At 54.7% G+C, this 18362-nt stretch carries 17 protein-coding genes; 6 read left to right on the top strand and 11 right to left on the bottom strand.

The window, feature by feature from the left end:
* The first annotated feature begins 192 nt into the window (after nt 1-192).
* Nucleotides 193-1188 carry a hypothetical protein gene (locus CA54_RS14185; RefSeq protein ID WP_146371385.1) on the top strand — a complete coding sequence of 332 codons (996 nt, stop codon included), beginning with the start codon at nt 193-195 and terminating at the stop codon, nt 1186-1188.
* A 119-nt stretch (nt 1189-1307) separates the two neighbouring features.
* Here the strand turns inward: CA54_RS14185 and CA54_RS14180 are convergent, their stop codons facing one another.
* The 5 genes from CA54_RS14180 to CA54_RS14160 form a co-directional block, all read right to left on the bottom strand.
* Entirely contained in the window at nt 1308-1727 is a 420-nt protein-coding gene (locus CA54_RS14180; protein WP_146371384.1) for an ester cyclase, read from the bottom strand.
* A 232-nt stretch (nt 1728-1959) separates the two neighbouring features.
* Nucleotides 1960-2937 carry a hypothetical protein gene (locus CA54_RS14175; protein ID WP_146371383.1) on the bottom strand — a complete coding sequence of 326 codons (978 nt, stop codon included), beginning with the start codon at nt 2935-2937 and terminating at the stop codon, nt 1960-1962.
* A 390-nt stretch (nt 2938-3327) separates the two neighbouring features.
* Entirely contained in the window at nt 3328-3912 is a 585-nt protein-coding gene (locus CA54_RS14170) for a thermonuclease family protein (RefSeq protein ID WP_197532461.1), read from the bottom strand.
* A 118-nt stretch (nt 3913-4030) separates the two neighbouring features.
* A complete protein-coding gene (locus CA54_RS14165; protein ID WP_146371381.1) occupies nt 4031-4318 on the bottom strand; it encodes a hypothetical protein in 288 nt (95 codons plus the stop codon).
* Between the two features lie 194 nt (nt 4319-4512).
* Nucleotides 4513-5721: a DUF1570 domain-containing protein gene (locus CA54_RS14160; protein ID WP_197532460.1), complete on the bottom strand. Its 1209-nt coding sequence runs from the start codon at nt 5719-5721 to the stop codon at nt 4513-4515.
* A gap of 259 nt (nt 5722-5980) precedes the next feature.
* On the opposite strand from CA54_RS14160, the gene CA54_RS14155 reads away from it, so the two are divergent.
* Nucleotides 5981-7285 carry a hypothetical protein gene (locus CA54_RS14155; protein WP_146371379.1) on the top strand — a complete coding sequence of 435 codons (1305 nt, stop codon included), beginning with the start codon at nt 5981-5983 and terminating at the stop codon, nt 7283-7285.
* A 138-nt stretch (nt 7286-7423) separates the two neighbouring features.
* Nucleotides 7424-7915 (top strand): DinB family protein, encoded by a 492-nt coding sequence (locus CA54_RS14150; protein WP_146371378.1) that lies wholly within the window; start codon nt 7424-7426, stop codon nt 7913-7915.
* Between the two features lie 97 nt (nt 7916-8012).
* On the opposite strand, the gene CA54_RS14145 is transcribed toward CA54_RS14150, so the two are convergent.
* Nucleotides 8013-9515 (bottom strand): Do family serine endopeptidase, encoded by a 1503-nt coding sequence (locus CA54_RS14145; protein ID WP_197532459.1) that lies wholly within the window; start codon nt 9513-9515, stop codon nt 8013-8015.
* A 732-nt stretch (nt 9516-10247) separates the two neighbouring features.
* Here CA54_RS14145 and rnc point away from each other — a divergent pair.
* The 3 genes from rnc (at nt 10248) to bufB (ending at nt 12721) form a co-directional block, all read left to right on the top strand.
* Nucleotides 10248-10976 (top strand): ribonuclease III, encoded by a 729-nt coding sequence (gene rnc, locus CA54_RS14140; RefSeq protein ID WP_146371376.1) that lies wholly within the window; start codon nt 10248-10250, stop codon nt 10974-10976.
* 222 nt (nt 10977-11198) lie between these two features.
* Nucleotides 11199-11672 carry a hypothetical protein gene (locus CA54_RS14135; RefSeq protein ID WP_146371375.1) on the top strand — a complete coding sequence of 158 codons (474 nt, stop codon included), beginning with the start codon at nt 11199-11201 and terminating at the stop codon, nt 11670-11672.
* Between the two features lie 110 nt (nt 11673-11782).
* Entirely contained in the window at nt 11783-12721 is a 939-nt protein-coding gene (gene bufB / locus CA54_RS14130; RefSeq protein ID WP_146372394.1) for an MNIO family bufferin maturase, read from the top strand.
* A gap of 87 nt (nt 12722-12808) precedes the next feature.
* Here the strand turns inward: bufB and CA54_RS14125 are convergent, their stop codons facing one another.
* From CA54_RS14125 to CA54_RS14105, 5 genes are all read right to left on the bottom strand, one after another.
* Complete coding sequence (locus CA54_RS14125; protein WP_146371374.1) at nt 12809-13183, bottom strand: hypothetical protein; 375 nt, start codon at nt 13181-13183, stop codon at nt 12809-12811.
* Nucleotides 13184-13425: 242 nt separating this feature from the next.
* Entirely contained in the window at nt 13426-14217 is a 792-nt protein-coding gene (locus tag CA54_RS14120) for a phytanoyl-CoA dioxygenase family protein (RefSeq protein ID WP_146371373.1), read from the bottom strand.
* Between the two features lie 96 nt (nt 14218-14313).
* On the bottom strand, nt 14314-14904 hold the full coding sequence (locus tag CA54_RS14115) for a DUF1802 family protein (protein ID WP_146371372.1): 591 nt from the start codon (nt 14902-14904) through the stop codon (nt 14314-14316).
* A gap of 76 nt (nt 14905-14980) precedes the next feature.
* On the bottom strand, nt 14981-16450 hold the full coding sequence (locus tag CA54_RS14110) for a hypothetical protein (RefSeq protein WP_146371371.1): 1470 nt from the start codon (nt 16448-16450) through the stop codon (nt 14981-14983).
* Nucleotides 16451-16609: 159 nt separating this feature from the next.
* Nucleotides 16610-18022, bottom strand: coding sequence for a PQQ-binding-like beta-propeller repeat protein (locus tag CA54_RS14105; protein ID WP_146371370.1), 1413 nt, complete (start codon nt 18020-18022; stop codon nt 16610-16612).
* Nucleotides 18023-18362: the final 340 nt, after the last annotated feature.

The following is an 18362-nucleotide window of genomic DNA, read 5'->3' as shown; positions in this document are numbered from 1 at the left end:
TCCCTGCCGACCGACGCCCGCGAATATTGTGGGTTGCGATGAAATTGAATGGCCACATCCGATTACACAGCGACGGTGTTTAGAACCAATTTCAAAACCCGGTTGCGCTTGTATTAGACACTTATATCCAAGAGTCCCCCCAACGCGTCAGAGGGTTTTGAAACCAATTGTAGGAAACAAGGAGCGCTCCGCATGACTTGGTTTGAATCGCTCACCGGATTTCCAGAAGAGTCCGCTGAGCACGTTCGTGCGAACATCACGATCGACGGCGCGACCATGACGTCGGCGGCCAATGGGCGACAGATGACCTTCGGTCGGCTAGAAACACCCAATTTGGCGGAACTTCGTTCGCGTGTGCAGTCCGCTCCGCGGTCGAAAGCGGCGCTGAAAGTGTCGGAGGTGCTGGGCGATGTGCAAGAACTCCACCAAGACCCGGCTCATGCCGGCGCCTTGTTCCAAGTCGCATCGCAATTCAACCTGTTAGAAATGGTCGGCCCCTCCGCAACGCCGGAATATGGAGTGGGCATTTACGAAAACGACCGTACACAGGGTCCCGCCTGCGCAATTGCTTGTGGAGCAGGAACGATATATCGAAATTATTTCACTGACGTGAGCGGACGCCCAGGACAAACCTTGGACAACCAAATCGATTGCCTGCACGATTTGGGCCTCGCGATCGGGAATACTGAAAATCAATTGTGGACCATGCGAAATGGTTACGCACTCGCCTCGGAGAACGGACTGCAAGAGATTTCCACTCGATTGGCAGCCTGTAGTGAAGCGGAACGTGATACGCTGCGAGAACGATTGCAAATCGGCATTCACTGGGAAACGGAAGTGACACTGGGAAATAGTGCGCAGACGGTCTCTCAAGCCTATTGCTCGGCGCTGCCGGTGGCTTATTCCGTCTTATCCGCTGATCAGTGGGCCAGTTTTGCGCAGTTGGTCCTCGAAGCGGCCTATGAAGCCACTTTTTGTGCCGCTATTTTGAATGCCGAATTGACCGGCAACAAGCGGCTCTTTCTCACGTTGCTGGGAGGCGGAGCATTCGGCAATCGCGACGACTGGATTTTCGCCGCTATGGAACGCGCGTTCGACAAATATGCGGATTACGACCTCGACGTTGCCATCGTCAGCTATCGTTCGCCCAGACCGGGAGTTGAAGAACTCATCAATCGCAGAGGATAGCAAGACCCTGGAACGAGGAGGGTGCGTTGCTCAACAGCAACGCTTTATGGCATTTCCCTTGACTGCTTGCTGTCAAGGGCGACGCGAAGGGCAGGTGGATAAATAACGTAGTTTCATTTCTACCCAACCACTCCCAATTGCTCGAGAAAACCATACTTATCCCAATCGACCCAACTCTCTACGAGTTTGCCTTCCTCGTAACGATCAGTATGCACACCGGTCCAACTTGTTGTTTTTCCGGTCGCCGCAAGCTCTTTGAATGTCCCGGTATGCTTGGCGGTCATTCGCCATCGCGAACAGACGTAATCCCCATCGGAAACCTGTAGTAGGACTTCCATCTTTACGTCTGAAAAACCTGTATGGAAATCGGCAACCAAGAACTTCCATTCGGCGAGTGACATTGTCGACGTGCCGGCAGCGGCATCCGGCATTTGATGATTGACGTACTCGGCCGACAAGTAGTCATCTGATTTGTGCAGAGCGTTGTCACCCCACAATTCAAGCAGATGCTTAGAGGTGGTTTTGTGGTTGTCCGACATGTTATTTTTGTCTCCGATAGGATGCCGCTTAGAATTTCTGCGTGTACAGCAACAATTCCGCTGATCGCTCGACTCCAGCCTGAAAGCCTAACAGAGGCTGCCTCCCATTTCGACTTTTTTTCTCCAATTTTTAATCTACCACGCGGATCATTCCCATAAAAAAACGAAGGCCGATCATTGGGGATCGGCCTTCGTCTATTTTCAGAGGGTACTCGTTATGATTCTCAAGCGGTTAGCGGGGCACTGCGAACCGGGTGGGATCGGCGAGGAATTCTTCTTGGTTTTGGGCCGAGCGAAACAAGTAGAATCGTCCGTCATAATCGCAACTGAATGACAGATAGCCTTCGGCGTGCCGTCCTGTACGATGCATTTCGATCACGTCGATCCCTTGTAATACGGGGGCATACGGATCCGGGTTGCGGACAAATTCATTCAGAGCTTCCTGGGATTCGAACCGATAGGAGCGCCCCAGATAGACGGTGCTGAACTTGGCCTTACCCCGTTGGAATTTACCGGCCCGCAAATTGACCGGGCAATACCCCAACAGGTGTTTGACTTCCGGCGCCGTCTCTTGCTGTTGAGCGGCACGGGTGATTTTGCGGGTCACTACCGGACTTGCGGCAGTCACGGCTGCATCGATTACTTTGGCAGCCGATTTGTCCAGCGGCGCGTCGAAGTTGAAATCCGCAAACGGGTTTTCCGTTTCGATTTCTGAGGCTGCGACGACCACCTTTTCGGCCTGCAGTTTCACATCGCTAAAGTCAACATTCGTCTGCGGGATTTGCTGCACCGTTTTGGGCAGAGATCGTTGCACAGTTTTAGGCAGAGAAATGGTTGGCGCCGTTAAGGGCTGTGTCGACTTGCTGGCGATTGCTCCAGCAGGACGCGGCGGAAAAAACGGATCCTGCGTGCGGCGGGCGGTTTCATGGGCGATCCGCTGTTGATCAATCTGTTGCGAGACGACCGGCAAAGGAGCCTTCGGCAGTTGGGACGTGGGAGTGACTTCCTCCTGGTCGCGGCCAAACAGCTTGGAGACGCCCCGTTTCAGGCCGCTGAAAATACGTTTGGGATGCAAACGCGATCGTTGTTCGGTTTCAGACTGATACGGCTCTGCGCCGCTGACAATATTAGCGGTTGAAATCGTGATGAAAATCGCTGTCAGCACAAGCCCGGCGGCGAGAACCCGTCTGTCGAATATGCGGAAGTTCATGGAACCCTCCTGGTTGCAAAACCTCGGTTGCAGCCGTCGCGGCAGCTACAGTCCAGCAGTTTTTTCGTCAGCGCCGCAAAGTGCCCGCGGCGCAAAGTAATACGCATTGAGACTCGGTCAGCGAGGGCGACATCGCTACATCCTTGGCGAATCGACCATCACATACCCGAGATTCCTCAGTCCCGGCTGTTTCCGTGACAGCGCATAGGACGGAGAAACTTATGCCTCGTGGCGTTTGTCATCGTCGCACCTACTGTCCCGACTTTGCAGGTTCCAGCGGTTTGCGCGGAATAGGCGTTTGACCGGGCAGGCTAGCCCGCATAACCGTTACAGACGATGCGTCCCTAACCGTATAGACCCGCAGATTTAGGTATCTCGCACGGTTCGCAATCAATTCCGGAATCGCGTCGAGCCGTTTTGAGAGGCTGGTCGTTTGGACTGCGGATTACGATCCGGCAACTGGAGAGACCAGATTCCGCGGTGTTCGCGTTTGGCATCTTGTTCTGCCTGGCGAAACAGTCGTTTCTTCGCCGCAGAAAACGGGAAATGCGTAATCGCCCGGCCATATCCGCCCCGGATCAACTCTTCGTTGAGCAGCTCATCGTTGATGTAGACGTATGCCAAAATACGGCCATAATCGTCCTCGCGCTCCTTGTCGAATTCCAGCCGCACCCGTTTTCCCTGGACCCGGTTCCGAGTGTATTCACTCGCCTCAGGCCCAAAGGGTTGGACGGGAAGATCGGGGTGTTTCGTTTCAGGCGTATCGACACCGATCAGCCGCACGCGATTGCCGTTGGCCAATAGCAAAGTATCGCCATCGACAGCGCGCTTGACGACGAACTCGCCAGATGCGGCGGGCGGGAGTGGAGGGGCTTCGGGCGGTCGGGTCAACCAGCGTCCGACGACCAACAGGATGATGATCACCACTGCCAGCAGCGGGGGGGTGGGACGGCGCCTAGAAAACCTGCGTGGCATGTCCGCCCTGCCTCCGGGACTCATCTAAGAACTGCAGCTGTTCGGACTAAGCTGCTGAATCTCTGGTGAAAACCTTAGTGAAAGATGCGCACGTCTATTCCACCATGCAATAGCGACCTTAATTCTCGCTGAATTTGAGTTGCCGCCAACTGTTTTTCCCCAAGGGATCGCGACAGTATTTGTCGCGACATTTCGGACACAAATCGTAACGAAAACCTTGCCGGTCTTCCTCAGCGATAATGTCGTCACCTGCGGCCAATATTTCGGCAATCTGTTCCAAATGGTCAGCGTCTAAATCCGCTTCGCTAATGATCTCCGGGTCGATGGCGGGCGCAACCTCCACTTTGACCACGTAGCGTTGTTCGTCTAGCCGCACACCACAAGCATCGCACGTGTAGTGCAACATAAGGCCCGAGTCCTCTCAAGTATCACGATAGTGTTCCAACACATCTCAATACTCGATTTAACCACAATTCCCTCAGCCGTGAAAGCCCTTTGGTCAATTTTGCCATGAACTTCTGTTCTGGCAAATTTTTCAGTCGCACATTTTGCGTATCGGTGTTCGTAACGTAGCGCTGTCATGTTTCGCGAGGCTAGACGTTACCTTTGCTCCATGGTGGCCGCTAAATTCTTCATGTACTTCAAGAATTGAGCATCCAAAACAGCAAGGTTTTTTCCGAACGCCCCCTCAAAATCCTTCAGGCGTTCAGCGGCCCCGTACGGTTTCAGCGGATCGCGATGCGCCACAGCGTTGAGAAATCGGGCGTACGCCGACGCGCGGGTTTGGATCAAATAAAAGCTGAGCGCCCAGGCATGGCTGTAACCGTCCAGCAAGGCGGCGTTGAATGCGGCATCCCCGGCGACAAAATTGCGCAGAGCCCCTTTGGGGCGACGCGTTTGAGCATAATTCATGAACCAGACAAATCGATCCCGATTGATTTGATCGGCAGTCTTAGTGTGCGAACCTCCGTCGCGAATTCCCGGTGCCTCGTATACCGTCGCTAAGCCTTCGACAATCCATTTGGGATTTTCGCCTATTCGCGAATGCAATCCGGTATTGAATGCGATCTGGTGCGTTGCTTCATGAATCATGGTGTCGCGCAATCCACTCTCCGACGATCCAGTGCCCGCCGCGATCGCGCCGGTGAAGCCCGAAAAGGATCGCTGCTCACGGGGGAAGCCGGTCCATGCCGGTAACTGGAAATCTTCGCTATGATCCAAGGCTGCGACACTGTCTCCGGGATCAAACAAGGCGACGCGATTGGTATGGTGGTGGTAGTACCCCATCAGACCTCGCACCGCCCGGACGCCATCACCCGCGGCATAGCGGGCAAAACTTGCGTGGTCGGGAAACACCAATGCGACAAGTGGAAACTCCGGTTCGGTCACTTTGAGTTTCCGGACTCGAAAGTACGAATAAAACCGGTTGTAAATGCCTTCGAATAACTTTGCATAGTCCCGCGCCCGTCCTCGGGGCCCACAAACGACATAGTGCCCGTTGGCGGCGACTTCAAATTTTCTACCGTACCGCCTTTTCAATTCATCGCGCACCTGAACAAGCGAATTGCTTTTGAAACGGGGCGATATCTTTTTGAATGAGCCGACTTCGTCGAACGTCAACGCATTGAGTTCTCCGTCGGTGCTCATCAACCAAAACTGGCGCTTATCGCTGGCAACGGCTTTCCCCTCATAAGTATTTTTGCCGACTTTGACCCGCAACAGGGACTGCGTTTTTTGGCCGCCTTGAGCAGATACCGCAGTTGCCAACAGGCTAAAGATGAGCGACGTGAACCATAGACGGTGGAGCATGATAGCGGGAGTCCGAAACGTAACAATCGAGGCGCAGGCCCAGGGGAGAAGCCCTGTCAAAACCGTTCCACGAAAAGTATAGGTCGTATCTCGCCTACGGGGGCTGCAACTCGCCGCATGTTGCATTAATGCAACGTGGTCATCCGCGGCAATTCGGGAATTGACTGTTTTCCTGCGGTCGGTGGTCTCCTAAGATAGATCTGTGGGCAACTATCGCTCGTGGGCAATTTCCAAGCATTTGTTTCAGAAGGATCCAGTCGTGTCGTTTCGGACGAGAATACCGGCCTGGGTGCTTTGCGGCTGCGTTTGCCTCACGGTGCTCCGCACTGCGGCAGGTGAGCCTCCGCCGGCAGCGGATTTAGCGGCGGAGGTGAAACAAGCCATCGCTGATTTGGATGCGAATCGTCTCTCGGTTCGCCGTGCGGCCGAAGAGCGGTTGATGAAATTAGGACCCGCGGTGTTACCGCACCTGCCCCCGCCGGAATTGATCCGCCAACCGGGTGTCCGACAGATCCTGAAACGTCTGCGGATCCAACTCGAAAAACGACAGGCCCGGCTCTCTGCAGCAGCCTCGCTGGTGACGTTACAGGGAAAATTTCCCTTGAATAAAATTCTGCGAGGGATCTCCGACCAAACGGGAAATCAATTTGACGCCTCTGCGCTGCCGATGCCGCTGTTGGAGGGCAAGGTCGAGATTGACTTTCAAAAGACGCCGTTTTGGAAAGTCGTCGATCATCTGTGCAAGGAATTGGGGTTGAGACATCGCCTCGAAAATAGAATGGAAGCATTGCAGTTGCTGCTGGCCGATGGAAAAGTCTCGCCGGAGATTGCGGTCACGTATTCCGGACCGTTTCGCGTGGCAGTCCCATCGACCGAGCTACGGCGGCCTGAATACGATCAAGTGCGTGTGGGAGTGGCGCTCACGGCCGAACCGCGTATGCGTTCTTTGATCCTGTCTTACGCTGCGAAGAATTGGACGCTTCAGCTACCGGATGGCCTGCTGCTTCCCCCAGTAAGTCCTGGAGCATTCTTGGAATTCACTCCCGAAGATGGTGGCCGGAGAGTTCAGCTTTCGATCGATTTCATAGACACTGACAAACCCATTGACAAGATCGCATTGGACGGCAAGTTCACCGTGACCACTGTCGTCGGGGATCAGCGAATTCGTTTTAGTGACCTGGAACGATCCGATGGTGTCGCTCGACGGCGGGGAGGGATCAGTGTGATTCTCAACAAAGCCACCACCACGGAAAACTCGGACGGGACATATGATGCCCGAATCGATGCAGCTGTCGTGTACGATGCGCAAGGTCCGGCCTTTGAATCGCACCGCACGTGGATCAATCACAATCACGTCTATCTGGAGACGCCTGAGGGGAAACGCATCGACTTTGCGGGAAACCAGCGCACGACTGATTCGGACACAGGGGCCGTGCTGATGGAATATCCCTTTCCGAACCTCAAGCAGCCGCTTAGCGAATACGAGTTCGTTTATGTCGCCCCCACGCTGATTGTGGAAATTCCCGCCACAATTCATTTCGCGGACTTGCCGGTCAAGAACTAATCGACGACGATTGCGAGCGAGACCTCGGTGAGCGGATCTTGCCCGCGCACTGTTGAGGCCTCAATTATTGTGAAAGCAACTCTCACGCAATCAAATTAGTCGCATCATCAAATTTTGCCATCACCAAAGGACACACACATGGACAGCAGAGCTGCTATTCGCCAATCGATTGAACTGGCCGATATGATTGCCGACACGTATTTGGGCGATCTCGAAGACTCCGAACTCTTCATCCGCCCGGCCGACAGCGCCAACCATGCGGCTTGGCAGTTGGGGCATTTGATCTGCTCTGAGCACAGTTTGGTAAGTGGTCTACGTCCCGGTTCGATGCCGGACCTGCCCGAGGGATTCTTGGATAAATATACCAAGGAAACCGCCTCAATCGACGACCCGGCGCAGTTTCACACCAAAGACGAATATATGAAGCTGCGGAAGGAACAACGGGCCGGGACGCTCAAAGTGTTAGACACAATGACAGATGCAGATTTTGACGAACCGGCGCCCGAAAAATTCCGCGCACATTTCCCGACGGTCGGGAGCATCATGGTCTTACAAGGCATGCACACCGTGATGCATGCCGGACAATGGGCCGTATTGCGGCGCAAGCTAGGCAAGCCGGTCACGATCTAAAGCCGGCACTCAAACAAAACAACCGGGTTGCGGTCGACTCTTACGATGTCTCCGCAACCCGGTTGTCGTTTTTTACGCGATTAACCGCGTCTTGTGATTATGGTTTGAGCACTACGAAAAACTTGCGGTCTCCACGATGCACGTGCAACAGAACTCCCTTGTCGGTGGAGTTTTTCTTGACCGCGTCCGCAAATTCGTCGGGAGTCGATACCGCAGTCGGGCCAACTTTTTCAATGACGGTACCAGGCTTTAGATTGGCGTAATCGGCCGGACTGTCCGGTTCGACTCCGGTAATCACCACGCCGTGCGGGTTGTCACCATTGATACCAAGTTGTGTGGCCAATTCGGGCGTCAGTTTCTGAACGTCCATGCCGACGATTTTCTGCTCCTTCGATTCCGGTGCGGATTCTTGCTGATCGCGAACCGGGACGATCCTCCGTTTCCCAAAATTTTCCGGCATGGCTTCAGCGACCATCGTCAGTTCGAGCTGTTTTCCGTCACGCATGACTTTCAACGGATATGATTTTCCGAGTTCCAACTCCTCAACAATTCGTTGTAACAGCGGAGTGCCGTTCACGCGGCGTCCATTGAGTGAGATGATCACATCACCTGGTTTCAGTTTGGCTTTTTCCGCAGGTGTCCCGGGCCAAACATCGGAGACCAATGCCCCTTCACGAATGGAAATGTTCAGCGTGTCAGCCAAATCATTGTCGACCGGCTGAATGGCGATGCCCAAATAGGCCCGCTGCACGGTCCCGTTGGCGATCAATTGCTGACTGACCCATTTGGCCATGTTGATCGGCACGGCGAAGCTCACACCGTCGTAACCACCGCTACGCGACGAGATGGCCGCGTTGACGCCGACGACTTCACCATTGAGATTGATCAACGGACCGCCGCTGTTCCCCGGATTGACAGCAGCATCGGTTTGCAGAAAATATTCGCGTTCCGCGATCTGTTGGCCGCGCCCTTTGGCGCTGATAATTCCGGCAGTCACAGACATATCTAAACCAAACGGACTTCCGATGGCCAGTACCCAATCGCCAACTTGAATGTCTTCACTATCCCCCATGGGGAGCGCTGGAAGCGGATGGTCGGCATCAATTTTCAAGATTGCAATATCGGAACTGGGATCGCGTTTGATATCGCGGGCCACATATTCACGGCCATCTTGGAAGCGAACGACCACCTTGTCGGCATCTTGCACGACGTGGTTGTTGGTCATGATGATTCCCGACGGATCAATCACAAATCCCGAACCGCGTCCTTCACGGCGAGGCATCTGTCGTTTTCCGCCTTGCCCGAAGAACTGCCGATACCGCGGATCATTTTTGAATTGCTCGCCAAATGGCGTGCCTTTGAACAATTCTTGAATATCGGCACCTTGAGCCACGCCCCCTTTGATGGTTGTTTCAATCGCCACGACGCTGGGCATCGATTTTTGAGACGCATTACGAATAGCGACAGAAAAATTCTGCGCCGCCGCCAGCGGCGACTCTCCACCGGTTTCACGCTGGGCCATAACGGCAGCTGCGCCAACCAAACAGGCCACACCGAAGAGCGCTAGTATCCATTGTCCATTTCTTACAAATTTTGTCATAATTTTATCCTTCATTGTATGCCAACCCGGATTCGGCCAAACCGGACTCGTCGATTCCACCAATAGCAATGCTTCGCGAATCAATGAATTCGCCAAACTCACCGGCGGATCGACATTATAGTTGAATGTCGTTTATCAGCCAGACGATTTTGCCGGATCGACTACTATTGGCTTGACGTCTATTAACTACGACGGAGACGGGGCGGGGTGTTGGGAATGTTTGAAAATTCTCAACCGGACGAAACCCCCGTTTCATGCGGAAAAACCCGGGAAAATCTCATTTCCCAAGTGTCCCGCCCGCCCCAACCGAATTGAGATAACACGTTCTTTCAGTGACCCTCAACACCGCTTTGGTAGTGCCGTCCATAACCCCGCTCGAACAATTGCTTGCCCCCACTGGTGACTTCATCTAACGACTACCGGTTGATCGTTGAGCGTGATTAAAATAAAGTAGACGAACAGCCACGCTCTATGGCTGTGTTGAGTGTCATGTACTTCGCCTGAAAATCCAGCGGATCGGAAGCGCGAATTCGCGACATCAACTCTCATGCCTAAAAGGCAATCAACACAGTAGACCAAGCAAACGGCCCCAGCGTCGCTTATCTTTCTAGTTGGGCATGGGCGAATTCAAAACTGTTCGCGCTGTGTCAACGACGACCCTAGCACTACGACGCAACAAACTCCCGAGAACCTCTGTGCCGCTCGGGCCGTATGACACCACGTAGAACATCGATGCCCGCAAATCCAGAACCCTCTTTTGACGACGATCTCCTCGCCCGCTGCGAAGAGGTTTTGCAGTACGAATTCCGCGATCGCGATATATTGCGCAACTGCTTAACACACGCCTCGATCGCCACTCATCGGTTGGCCTCCAACGAACGTTTGGAGTTTCTGGGTGACGCCATTCTGGGCGGTGTGGTTTGCGAAATGCTCTACCTGCAATTCCCCGACTACCCCGAAGGTGAAATGACGCGGATCAAATCCATTGTCGTTAGCCGGAATTCGTGCGCAAAGGTCAGCACCGCGTTGGGATTTCAAGACTTTTTATTGCTGGGGCGTGGCTTGAGTATTCACGACACAGTCCCCACATCGGTCATGGCGGCCGTGTTGGAATCGATCATTGCGGGTGTCTATATCGATGGGGGTTGGGAGCCGGCGCATGCGCTGGTAGGACGATTCATGGCCCCGGAAATCGCTTTGGCCTCTGAGTCACATCACGGTCGCAACTTCAAAAGCCTGCTCCAGCAGCACACGCAAAAACTCATGGGCGCCACTCCCATCTATTCCCTGCTGGACGAACAAGGTCCCGACCACTCCAAGAGCTTTAAGGTCGCAGCTGTGATCGAAAGCCAAAACTACGCCGCCGCTTGGGGAGCGACGAAAAAGGAGGCCGAGCAACGTGCAGCCCGCAATGCGCTGCATGAGCTCGAAGGCAAGGACATTCCGCACGCCGCCGAATAACCGCCGCTTTGCGCCACACGCCGCTGAGAACCTCGCTGCCGTTTTGTGGGACGCTTCACAGAAATCGTCGGACCGCTCTGAGAGACTGAGCGGCGGCGGTTCGGGGCAATGGAAATTCCCGCAACACTACACACCCGACTAAGCCGTTGATACGATACGGACGCTCGTGAACTCTATGATTGGGAAGCCGGGCGGACATACATTTACCAGGTGAGGATCGAAATGAAACCATCGGAATTGAACCGCAGAGATTTCAGTAAGTTCACCGTCGCCGCGTTTGGTGGCATGCTGGCTGGGACAGCCATTGGTTGCGGCGGCAGCGAAGAGCCCGCCCCCGCCTCCGGCGGTAGCGAAACCGGCAGCACAGAAACTCCCGAAACCGGGACGGATGTCGCTGCAGCGGAAAAACATGTCTGCCGCGGATTGAATGCTTGCAAGGGCCAGGGAGCCGATGGCAACAATGCTTGCGCCGGACAAGGCACGTGCGCTACGGCTAAAGCACATACCTGCCATACACAAAATGAATGCAAGGGCGAAGGCGGATGCGGTGAGACTGCTGGCAAAAACGAGTGTGCCGGCAAAGGCGAATGCGCTGTCCCGTTGATGGACGGCACTTGGGAAAAAGTTCGCACGGCATTCGAAGCAGAACGCAAAGCTGCCGGTGAACCGGTTGGTGCGGCACCCGCTAAAGGTTAATGGATCGGAGATTCAATGTGCGGCCCCCCGGCGAAGTCGGGGGCTGACGGATAAGCACGCCGTGCAAACGCTGCATTGCGGTTACACGGCGTTGATTTTTGGAGAGCATGATGAGCAGTCCGCGACTGGGATATCCGAACCTCGGTTTTGGCGTGGGACTGCGGGCGGTGCATTATCCCTACATTCTCAAACACCACCCCAACGTTGATTGGTTTGAGATCATCTCCGAGAATTACATCGACTCGCAAGGCCGACCGCGTTATGTCCTCGACCAAATCGCCGAACGCTATCCGCTGGTGATGCATGGCGTCTCGTTGTCGATCGGCAGCACCGATCCGGTCGATTTTGAATATCTGGCCAAGCTCAAACGCCTCGGGGCCGAAATCAATGCCGTGTGGATCTCCGACCACTTGTGCTGGACCGGCGTCGCCGGGCAAAATGCCCACGACCTGTTGCCGATTCCACTCAACGAAGAGACGTTGGCGCACGTCACCGAGCGGATTCGCATCGTGCAAGATGTGCTTGAGCGGCCGATCGTATTGGAAAACCCCAGCACTTACGTCACCTTTGCCGCCTCGACGATCAGCGAATGGGAATTCCTCACTCGCATGGCCGAGCAGACTAATTGCGGACTGCTGCTGGATGTGAACAACATCTACGTTTCCTGCTACAACCACGATTTGGATCCGCGGGAATACCTACAGGCCGTGCCGCATGACCGCGTCGTCCAGTTTCACCTGGCCGGCCACACGAATTGCGGCACACACATCATCGACACGCACGACGGTCATGTGATTGACTCCGTGTGGGAACTGTACCGCGAGGCACACCACCTGACCGGCGGCAGTTCGACGCTGCTGGAATGGGACGCCAACATCCCGGAGTTTCCAATCCTGCATGCCGAGGTCCTCAAGGCTCAGCGGTTCATGGGCAAGGCTGAAGTCGCGACAGAACAAGCCGACCTGCCCGACGAAGTGTCATGGGAAGCATCCCCTCAAGCATCGACTGTGCCGCACCCGCTATCGTTCATCAATGCCGACGTGGAATAGCGTGTTGCTGCAATAAAAAAAACCAACCCGCTGCGTAAAGCAACGGGTTGGTTGTCTGGTCACGAAAACTTCGTAGACACAATCTGCTTAGGCAGGCTTGTGGACCTTGTGACAAGCGCCACAATTCGTCACCTTTTTTAAGGCGTCGACATTCTCGGGATCATCCGCCGCGTCGGCCGCCGCCACGACCAAACGGGATGTCAGGATCTTCCAATCCTTTTGGCTCCCCTTCGGCGCGTCGTTCTGGGCCATGGCGATGTACAATTCCACCAACTGCTCACGTTCGTCGTCGCTGGCAGTCTTGCCCACGACTTTCTTGACGAGCCCCGACTTGTGGGCATCCTTCATCACCTCTTTAACGGAATGCTTGGCCACCGGCTTTTCATCGTCGGCCGCAGTGGCCACGGTGATCAAACCAGCGACGATCATCGTCGTACTCAACAACGCAAAGACTTTACTCATGAGGACTCTCCCGGAAACAGCTGATGTCATTAATCGCCCGCGACCATCACGGAGCGCCATGACCGAAAACCAACGGAATCTTTCTTCACTTGTGGACCGATCAGCGACAACGCTCATCAATTCCTCGCGCAGCTCAATAACTAACTCAGCATATCTTGCCGCTGCGCGCCTCATTGCGTCAAGTTCATACCGGCGACTTCGCCACGATTCGTGAAGTTTTCCTGCTGCTCAATTCCACCGGATCAGACCTCTGAGCGCATCTGTTCCCATTGCGTCCGCCCCAATTCTTTGATCCGCTCATCCGGCCAGCTTTCCAAAGGAGAGTACCGTGGATGATGGGATTCCTTATAGGGGTCGTTGCGGGCCATGTTGTAACAGGCAATCAGAGTCCACCGTGGATCGACACTTTTGTTCTGGTCCGAGCGATGCAACAAGTTGCTATGAAAGAATACAGCGGAACCGGGATCAAGTTCCACATAGACCAACTCCAAACGTTCCAGCGCCACCGCAACCCGTTCCGGGTCGGCTCCGGTCTGGTCGCCGACAGTGATATGATTCACACGTCCCATCAGATGCGAACCCCGCAACACCTGCAGGCAACCGTTGGCTTGCGAGGAGCGATCAACCGCCACCATACAACTCGCCATGTCCGGAAACAGGCAGCCGTTGTTGTACCAATACCCATAATCCTGATGCCATTCCCAAGCGCCGCCGATCAGCGGTTCCTTGAGAATCATCTTATGGTGATAATGATAAACCTCGCCGCCGAGCAGTTGCTCCATCGTCCCGGCCAAGCGTGGACAACGGACAAACGCCGCATAGATGTCCTCTTCCAATTCATTGGAGATTGATAATTTGACCGTTCCGCCTTCCCCATCCCGACGCCCACTGGCATTGGCCGCCATCAGCTGATCCGCGCGGGCGATCTTCCCCAAGAGGTCGATCTCCTCGGTGTCAAATAGGTGCGGAATCACAATAAATCCATCGCGATGAAACGCCGCAATATCGTCCGTTGTTAATGGTGTGTCGAGCATGGTTCTCAAGTCGTATTTGAAGTTCAGTATTCTGGTTCAATCGAGGGCGTCTTGTTGATTCGCTGCCGCCAACGTGCCTGACATTAAATCCACCAGCTATGCTGTCGCTGACGGGGACAATGCGGCATACAGGTCGTGCAACCGCACAGCGAATTCGTCGTCGCTTAACACCGGCTCGACTCCATCCGTGGCGATGCTGTCCGGCAGATCGACCCAACTGCTACAGCCGGCGAAATGCGGTGAATTGGGAATCACGATCGGTTCTGGCAACCGAAAAACACGGACCGGCAACACAAACAGTCCTGGCGTGCGATAGTGAAACCGTTCGTCCAAGGTGCGAGGCGCGTACACATGCTGCCCCGAAAGGCGTGGTAAAATAGATTCGTCGCAGAGTTCGACCACGCTTTGCACCTCGGCCCACAGCGAGATGGCCCAGCCTCCTCCAGCGGGTTTTTTCGCCTGGGACAGTTCCAGCAAATCGGCCGCCTCGTCGGAGAGGCCTTCCCGAGATTGATGCTCGTAAGTCGGAAACATCCAAAAGGCATCATGCTCCACGCGAAACCCTTCGCGCCCTTCGTGGATGCCCCCTTTGCGAAAAATGGCGATTTGCCGACCGGTCCGCAGCGTCTGGCAGACCGCCGCCCACTCCTTAAATGCTATCCGTCCCGTGGTTGTAGTGAGCATCATCGAATTTTCTTTAAAGTGTCTCGATTCAATCTTGGTGAAGCATGCCCCGCAAAAAAACTCGGAGCAGATTATTCAACTATTTGTTGGTGGACCTCACTTTGTTAGTCCGCAAAACTTCAGCATTCGGCTCTTTCAACGGGGCCCCCATTCCTTGTTCCTTGATCGACGCCGACACAGTTCCGGAGTTATCAGCGATTTCATTCCATTTGTCATGACAACGCAGATAAAGGTTTCCCGTTGCCGGGGCGGTAAAAGTTCCGTAACGGCCCAAGTTGAACGGCTTGGAAAGCCGGTACCCGGTATCTTCGTCATAGACCAAGACGATGCCGAGCAGTTGTCCTGCGGCGGGAGCCTCATTGCCGTCGTTGGCATCAGCCGACTTTTCGGGTGCGGGTTTGGCTGAGACGATCACTTTGTCGTTCCCGTCAGGTGTTGGTGGGGGGAGGATCACCGTCCCATCGGCATCGAGTTCTGGACCTTTTTTCGCGAGCTTCCAATGTCCTTCGACGCTGAATTGGTACTCGATTTCGGCATCCACCATCAATCCCGACGGTTGCCAACCGCGGCCTGCTGAGATTTTGACACGGACCCGCGAATTCCCGCGGCTTTTTCGGAATTTGCGTTTCCAATCGAAACTGATCAAGTCGGACCGAAGTCCCTGGTCCAGATGCTGGATGAAGAATTCGTATTCAAACACGATCTCCTGGAACATGGCCCCATAGACCTGTTTGAAATCGACGTTTTGTTTGTTCAGCAAGGCGAGTCCCAACGGACGAAATCGTTTGGCATAGTTCGGATTGTTGGCCAGCAAATGGCACAACGCCCACCTCCAGGCATACTCCCGCCAGGAGTCCCCGCTGATTTGTGCGCCGTAGACGATCTCCTCCAGTTTTTTGGTCTCGGAATTCTGCAGGTACTGGAGCACAATCGGTTCCAGCTTGACACTGGAATCGTTTTGCCGCCAGTAATTCCCCATTTCCGCCATGCCTTCTGAATACCACGTCGGGCCGGTCCGGCCGAAGGTCAACGCACAATAGGCGTGGACCGCTTCATGCAGCGGTACGCCGCGTTTTGCCACGGCATACACGACGGCGTCGGCATCGATAATCTGTTGGTTAGACAGCAAGGCTTGTGATTGACTGAGCGTCACACCGCCGCCGGCGGCAATACTTTGCACGCCTCGCGGATGCAATGAACCGGGCGGCCACTTTTGCAAATCCTTGACGACGTAGCATTCAATTGTCTTTCGACAGGGAGCTCCCCAATACCGGGAGATCAACCGCAACATGGTCTCCATCCGCTTAAGAAGATCTTGCGCCTCCTTCTTAGGCAGATCGGTATGCATGATGAAGTTTTTGGAGCGATAGTTGCGCGGGCCCGCTGCTTGTTCTGCAGCGGCCGCCTTGCGGGACTTGCGGCGGCGTTTCGTTTTTTCCTCGGCGGCATTCGTCAGCGTGGCCGAAGAGAAAGTGACCACTGCCATGAACAGGAGCACGATCAGTTGTCGCCGTGAGCGATTGCAGGACATCGGACGGAAATGACTCACGAATCCTGTGCTCCTTAATAGCGGGCAAGATGGGGCCGGACATCGCGTCCACCGTTGGATCGACGTGCCTGTGATGACTCCGGCAAGGGGCAGTTGAGGCGCGCAGCCACCGTTGGCCCAACCGCCCAAACCACCGAGTGCGAACTCTCACTTTGACTACTATTTCTCTCGAAAGCAATACAAATACTTTTGCCCCCGCACGATCATCTGATCCCCAACGATTGCGGGAGTCGCGTCAACCGGCGAGTCCAGCTTATTTGTCGCCAAGACTTCGTACTCGGGGCTGAGTTTCAGCACCATCGTCGTCCCGCCGCGTCCGGTAATATAAACCCGGTCAGTAGCCCCCACCGGCGAAGCGTACACGCGTGAAATACTCCCCAGTCGCTTGTTGTCGTAATCGACTTCACCGGTCACCGCCGACATCCGCGTCAGGATTCCGTTATACGACTTGAGAAAATACAACGCGTCGCCATACAGCAACGGCGACGGGACATACGGCGTTCCCGCGCGATAATCCGAACTCCGATCGTAGTACCAGTTGATCGTGTCGGTGCCAGAAATATCTCCCTTGGCGGACAAGGGAATCGAAAAGATGGCCGTTCCCTTCCATCCCGACATGCAGACCACGTTGTCGCCCAAACGCACCGGCGCTGGAATGACGTTTCCGGTTTGGCCGCCGCATTCCCAGATCACCTTGCCGTTGGTGATATTGTAGCTCCGTACGCGATTGGCGCCGTTGACGACAACTTGTGTTTTACCGTCAAATTCGACGATCAACGGAGTCCCCCAACTGGAAGCCTCGTCGCGGTCGATTTTCCATTGAATTTCACCTGTTTTAGCGTTCATGCCAACGATAAACGAATTAGTTTCCTGGTCACAATTCACAATCAACCAATCGCCATACAGCGCGGGCGTTCCCCCTTCGCCGAATCCATTGCGCATGTGAAAATCGCCCAGGTCTTTTTCCCAAATCAACTTGCCGTTCAGGTCGTAGCAATAGATGCCGAACGATCCAAAAGAGGCGTACAAATATTTACCGTCGGTGACCGGTGAGGCGGAGGCAAAACTGTTGTCGCCGGGGCGGAACCCTTCGTGGGGAACCTGCGAGCGCGCTGTCTTTTTCCAAATCACCTCACCGTTTTTACGATCAATGCTCATCACCACAAAATCGTGAATGTTCGACGGAGCCTCAGACGGCCGGCGTCGGCGTCCCCCACGACCGCGTCCTCGTCGCCGGGGGCGATCACCTTCGGGCCGCTGCTCCTCGGCCGCGGCAGCCTCGGGCTTGGCCGTTGGTTCTCCTTTCTTTCCCGTGTCAACTGCAGTCAAAACGAACACCTGGTCGCCCCACACGATAGGTGACGCATACCCGAGTCCGGGGATTTCGACTTTCCAGTCGACATTTTCCTCTTCGCTCCACTTGAGCGGCGGATTGCCGTGGGGAGCCACGCCGGTCGCCAGCGGACCTCGCCATTCGGGCCAGTTGAATTCTCGTTGTTCAGCGGGTTCTTCCGCCATTAAATTGGTCGACAAACCGGCGAGAATCACCAGACATGGGACGAAGATTTTCATTGTCGCTTCCCCAGCGTAATTAACAAAAAATTGACAAGCACATTTCAAAAGCGGCTCGCAGATTGTCGTGTCCCTGTTCGCAGGGAAAGTCTCTGACCGCCACCCCTAAATAACCTTATTGGTTCGTTTCGATGGAGACAACCGCAGGGCGTACGCTCTCCGTTGAGCATATCACCCTGCCTAGTATGAACACCGCCCACCCCGAATAGTTTCGCAAGACTGCTCCCCGTCCCTGTTGATTCGACAGAGAATTCCCAATTGGACAGGCTTCAACTCGACGATCGTCGCGTGATTTGGTACACTCATATCAACGAACATCAATACTAACTTGCAGCTATTT

Source organism: Symmachiella macrocystis, assembly GCF_007860075.1.
In the GTDB taxonomy this organism is placed as follows: Bacteria; Planctomycetota; Planctomycetia; order Planctomycetales; family Planctomycetaceae; genus Symmachiella; species Symmachiella macrocystis.
Note: the sequence above shows the minus strand (reverse complement) of the source record. Positions and strands in the feature narration are given on the sequence as shown.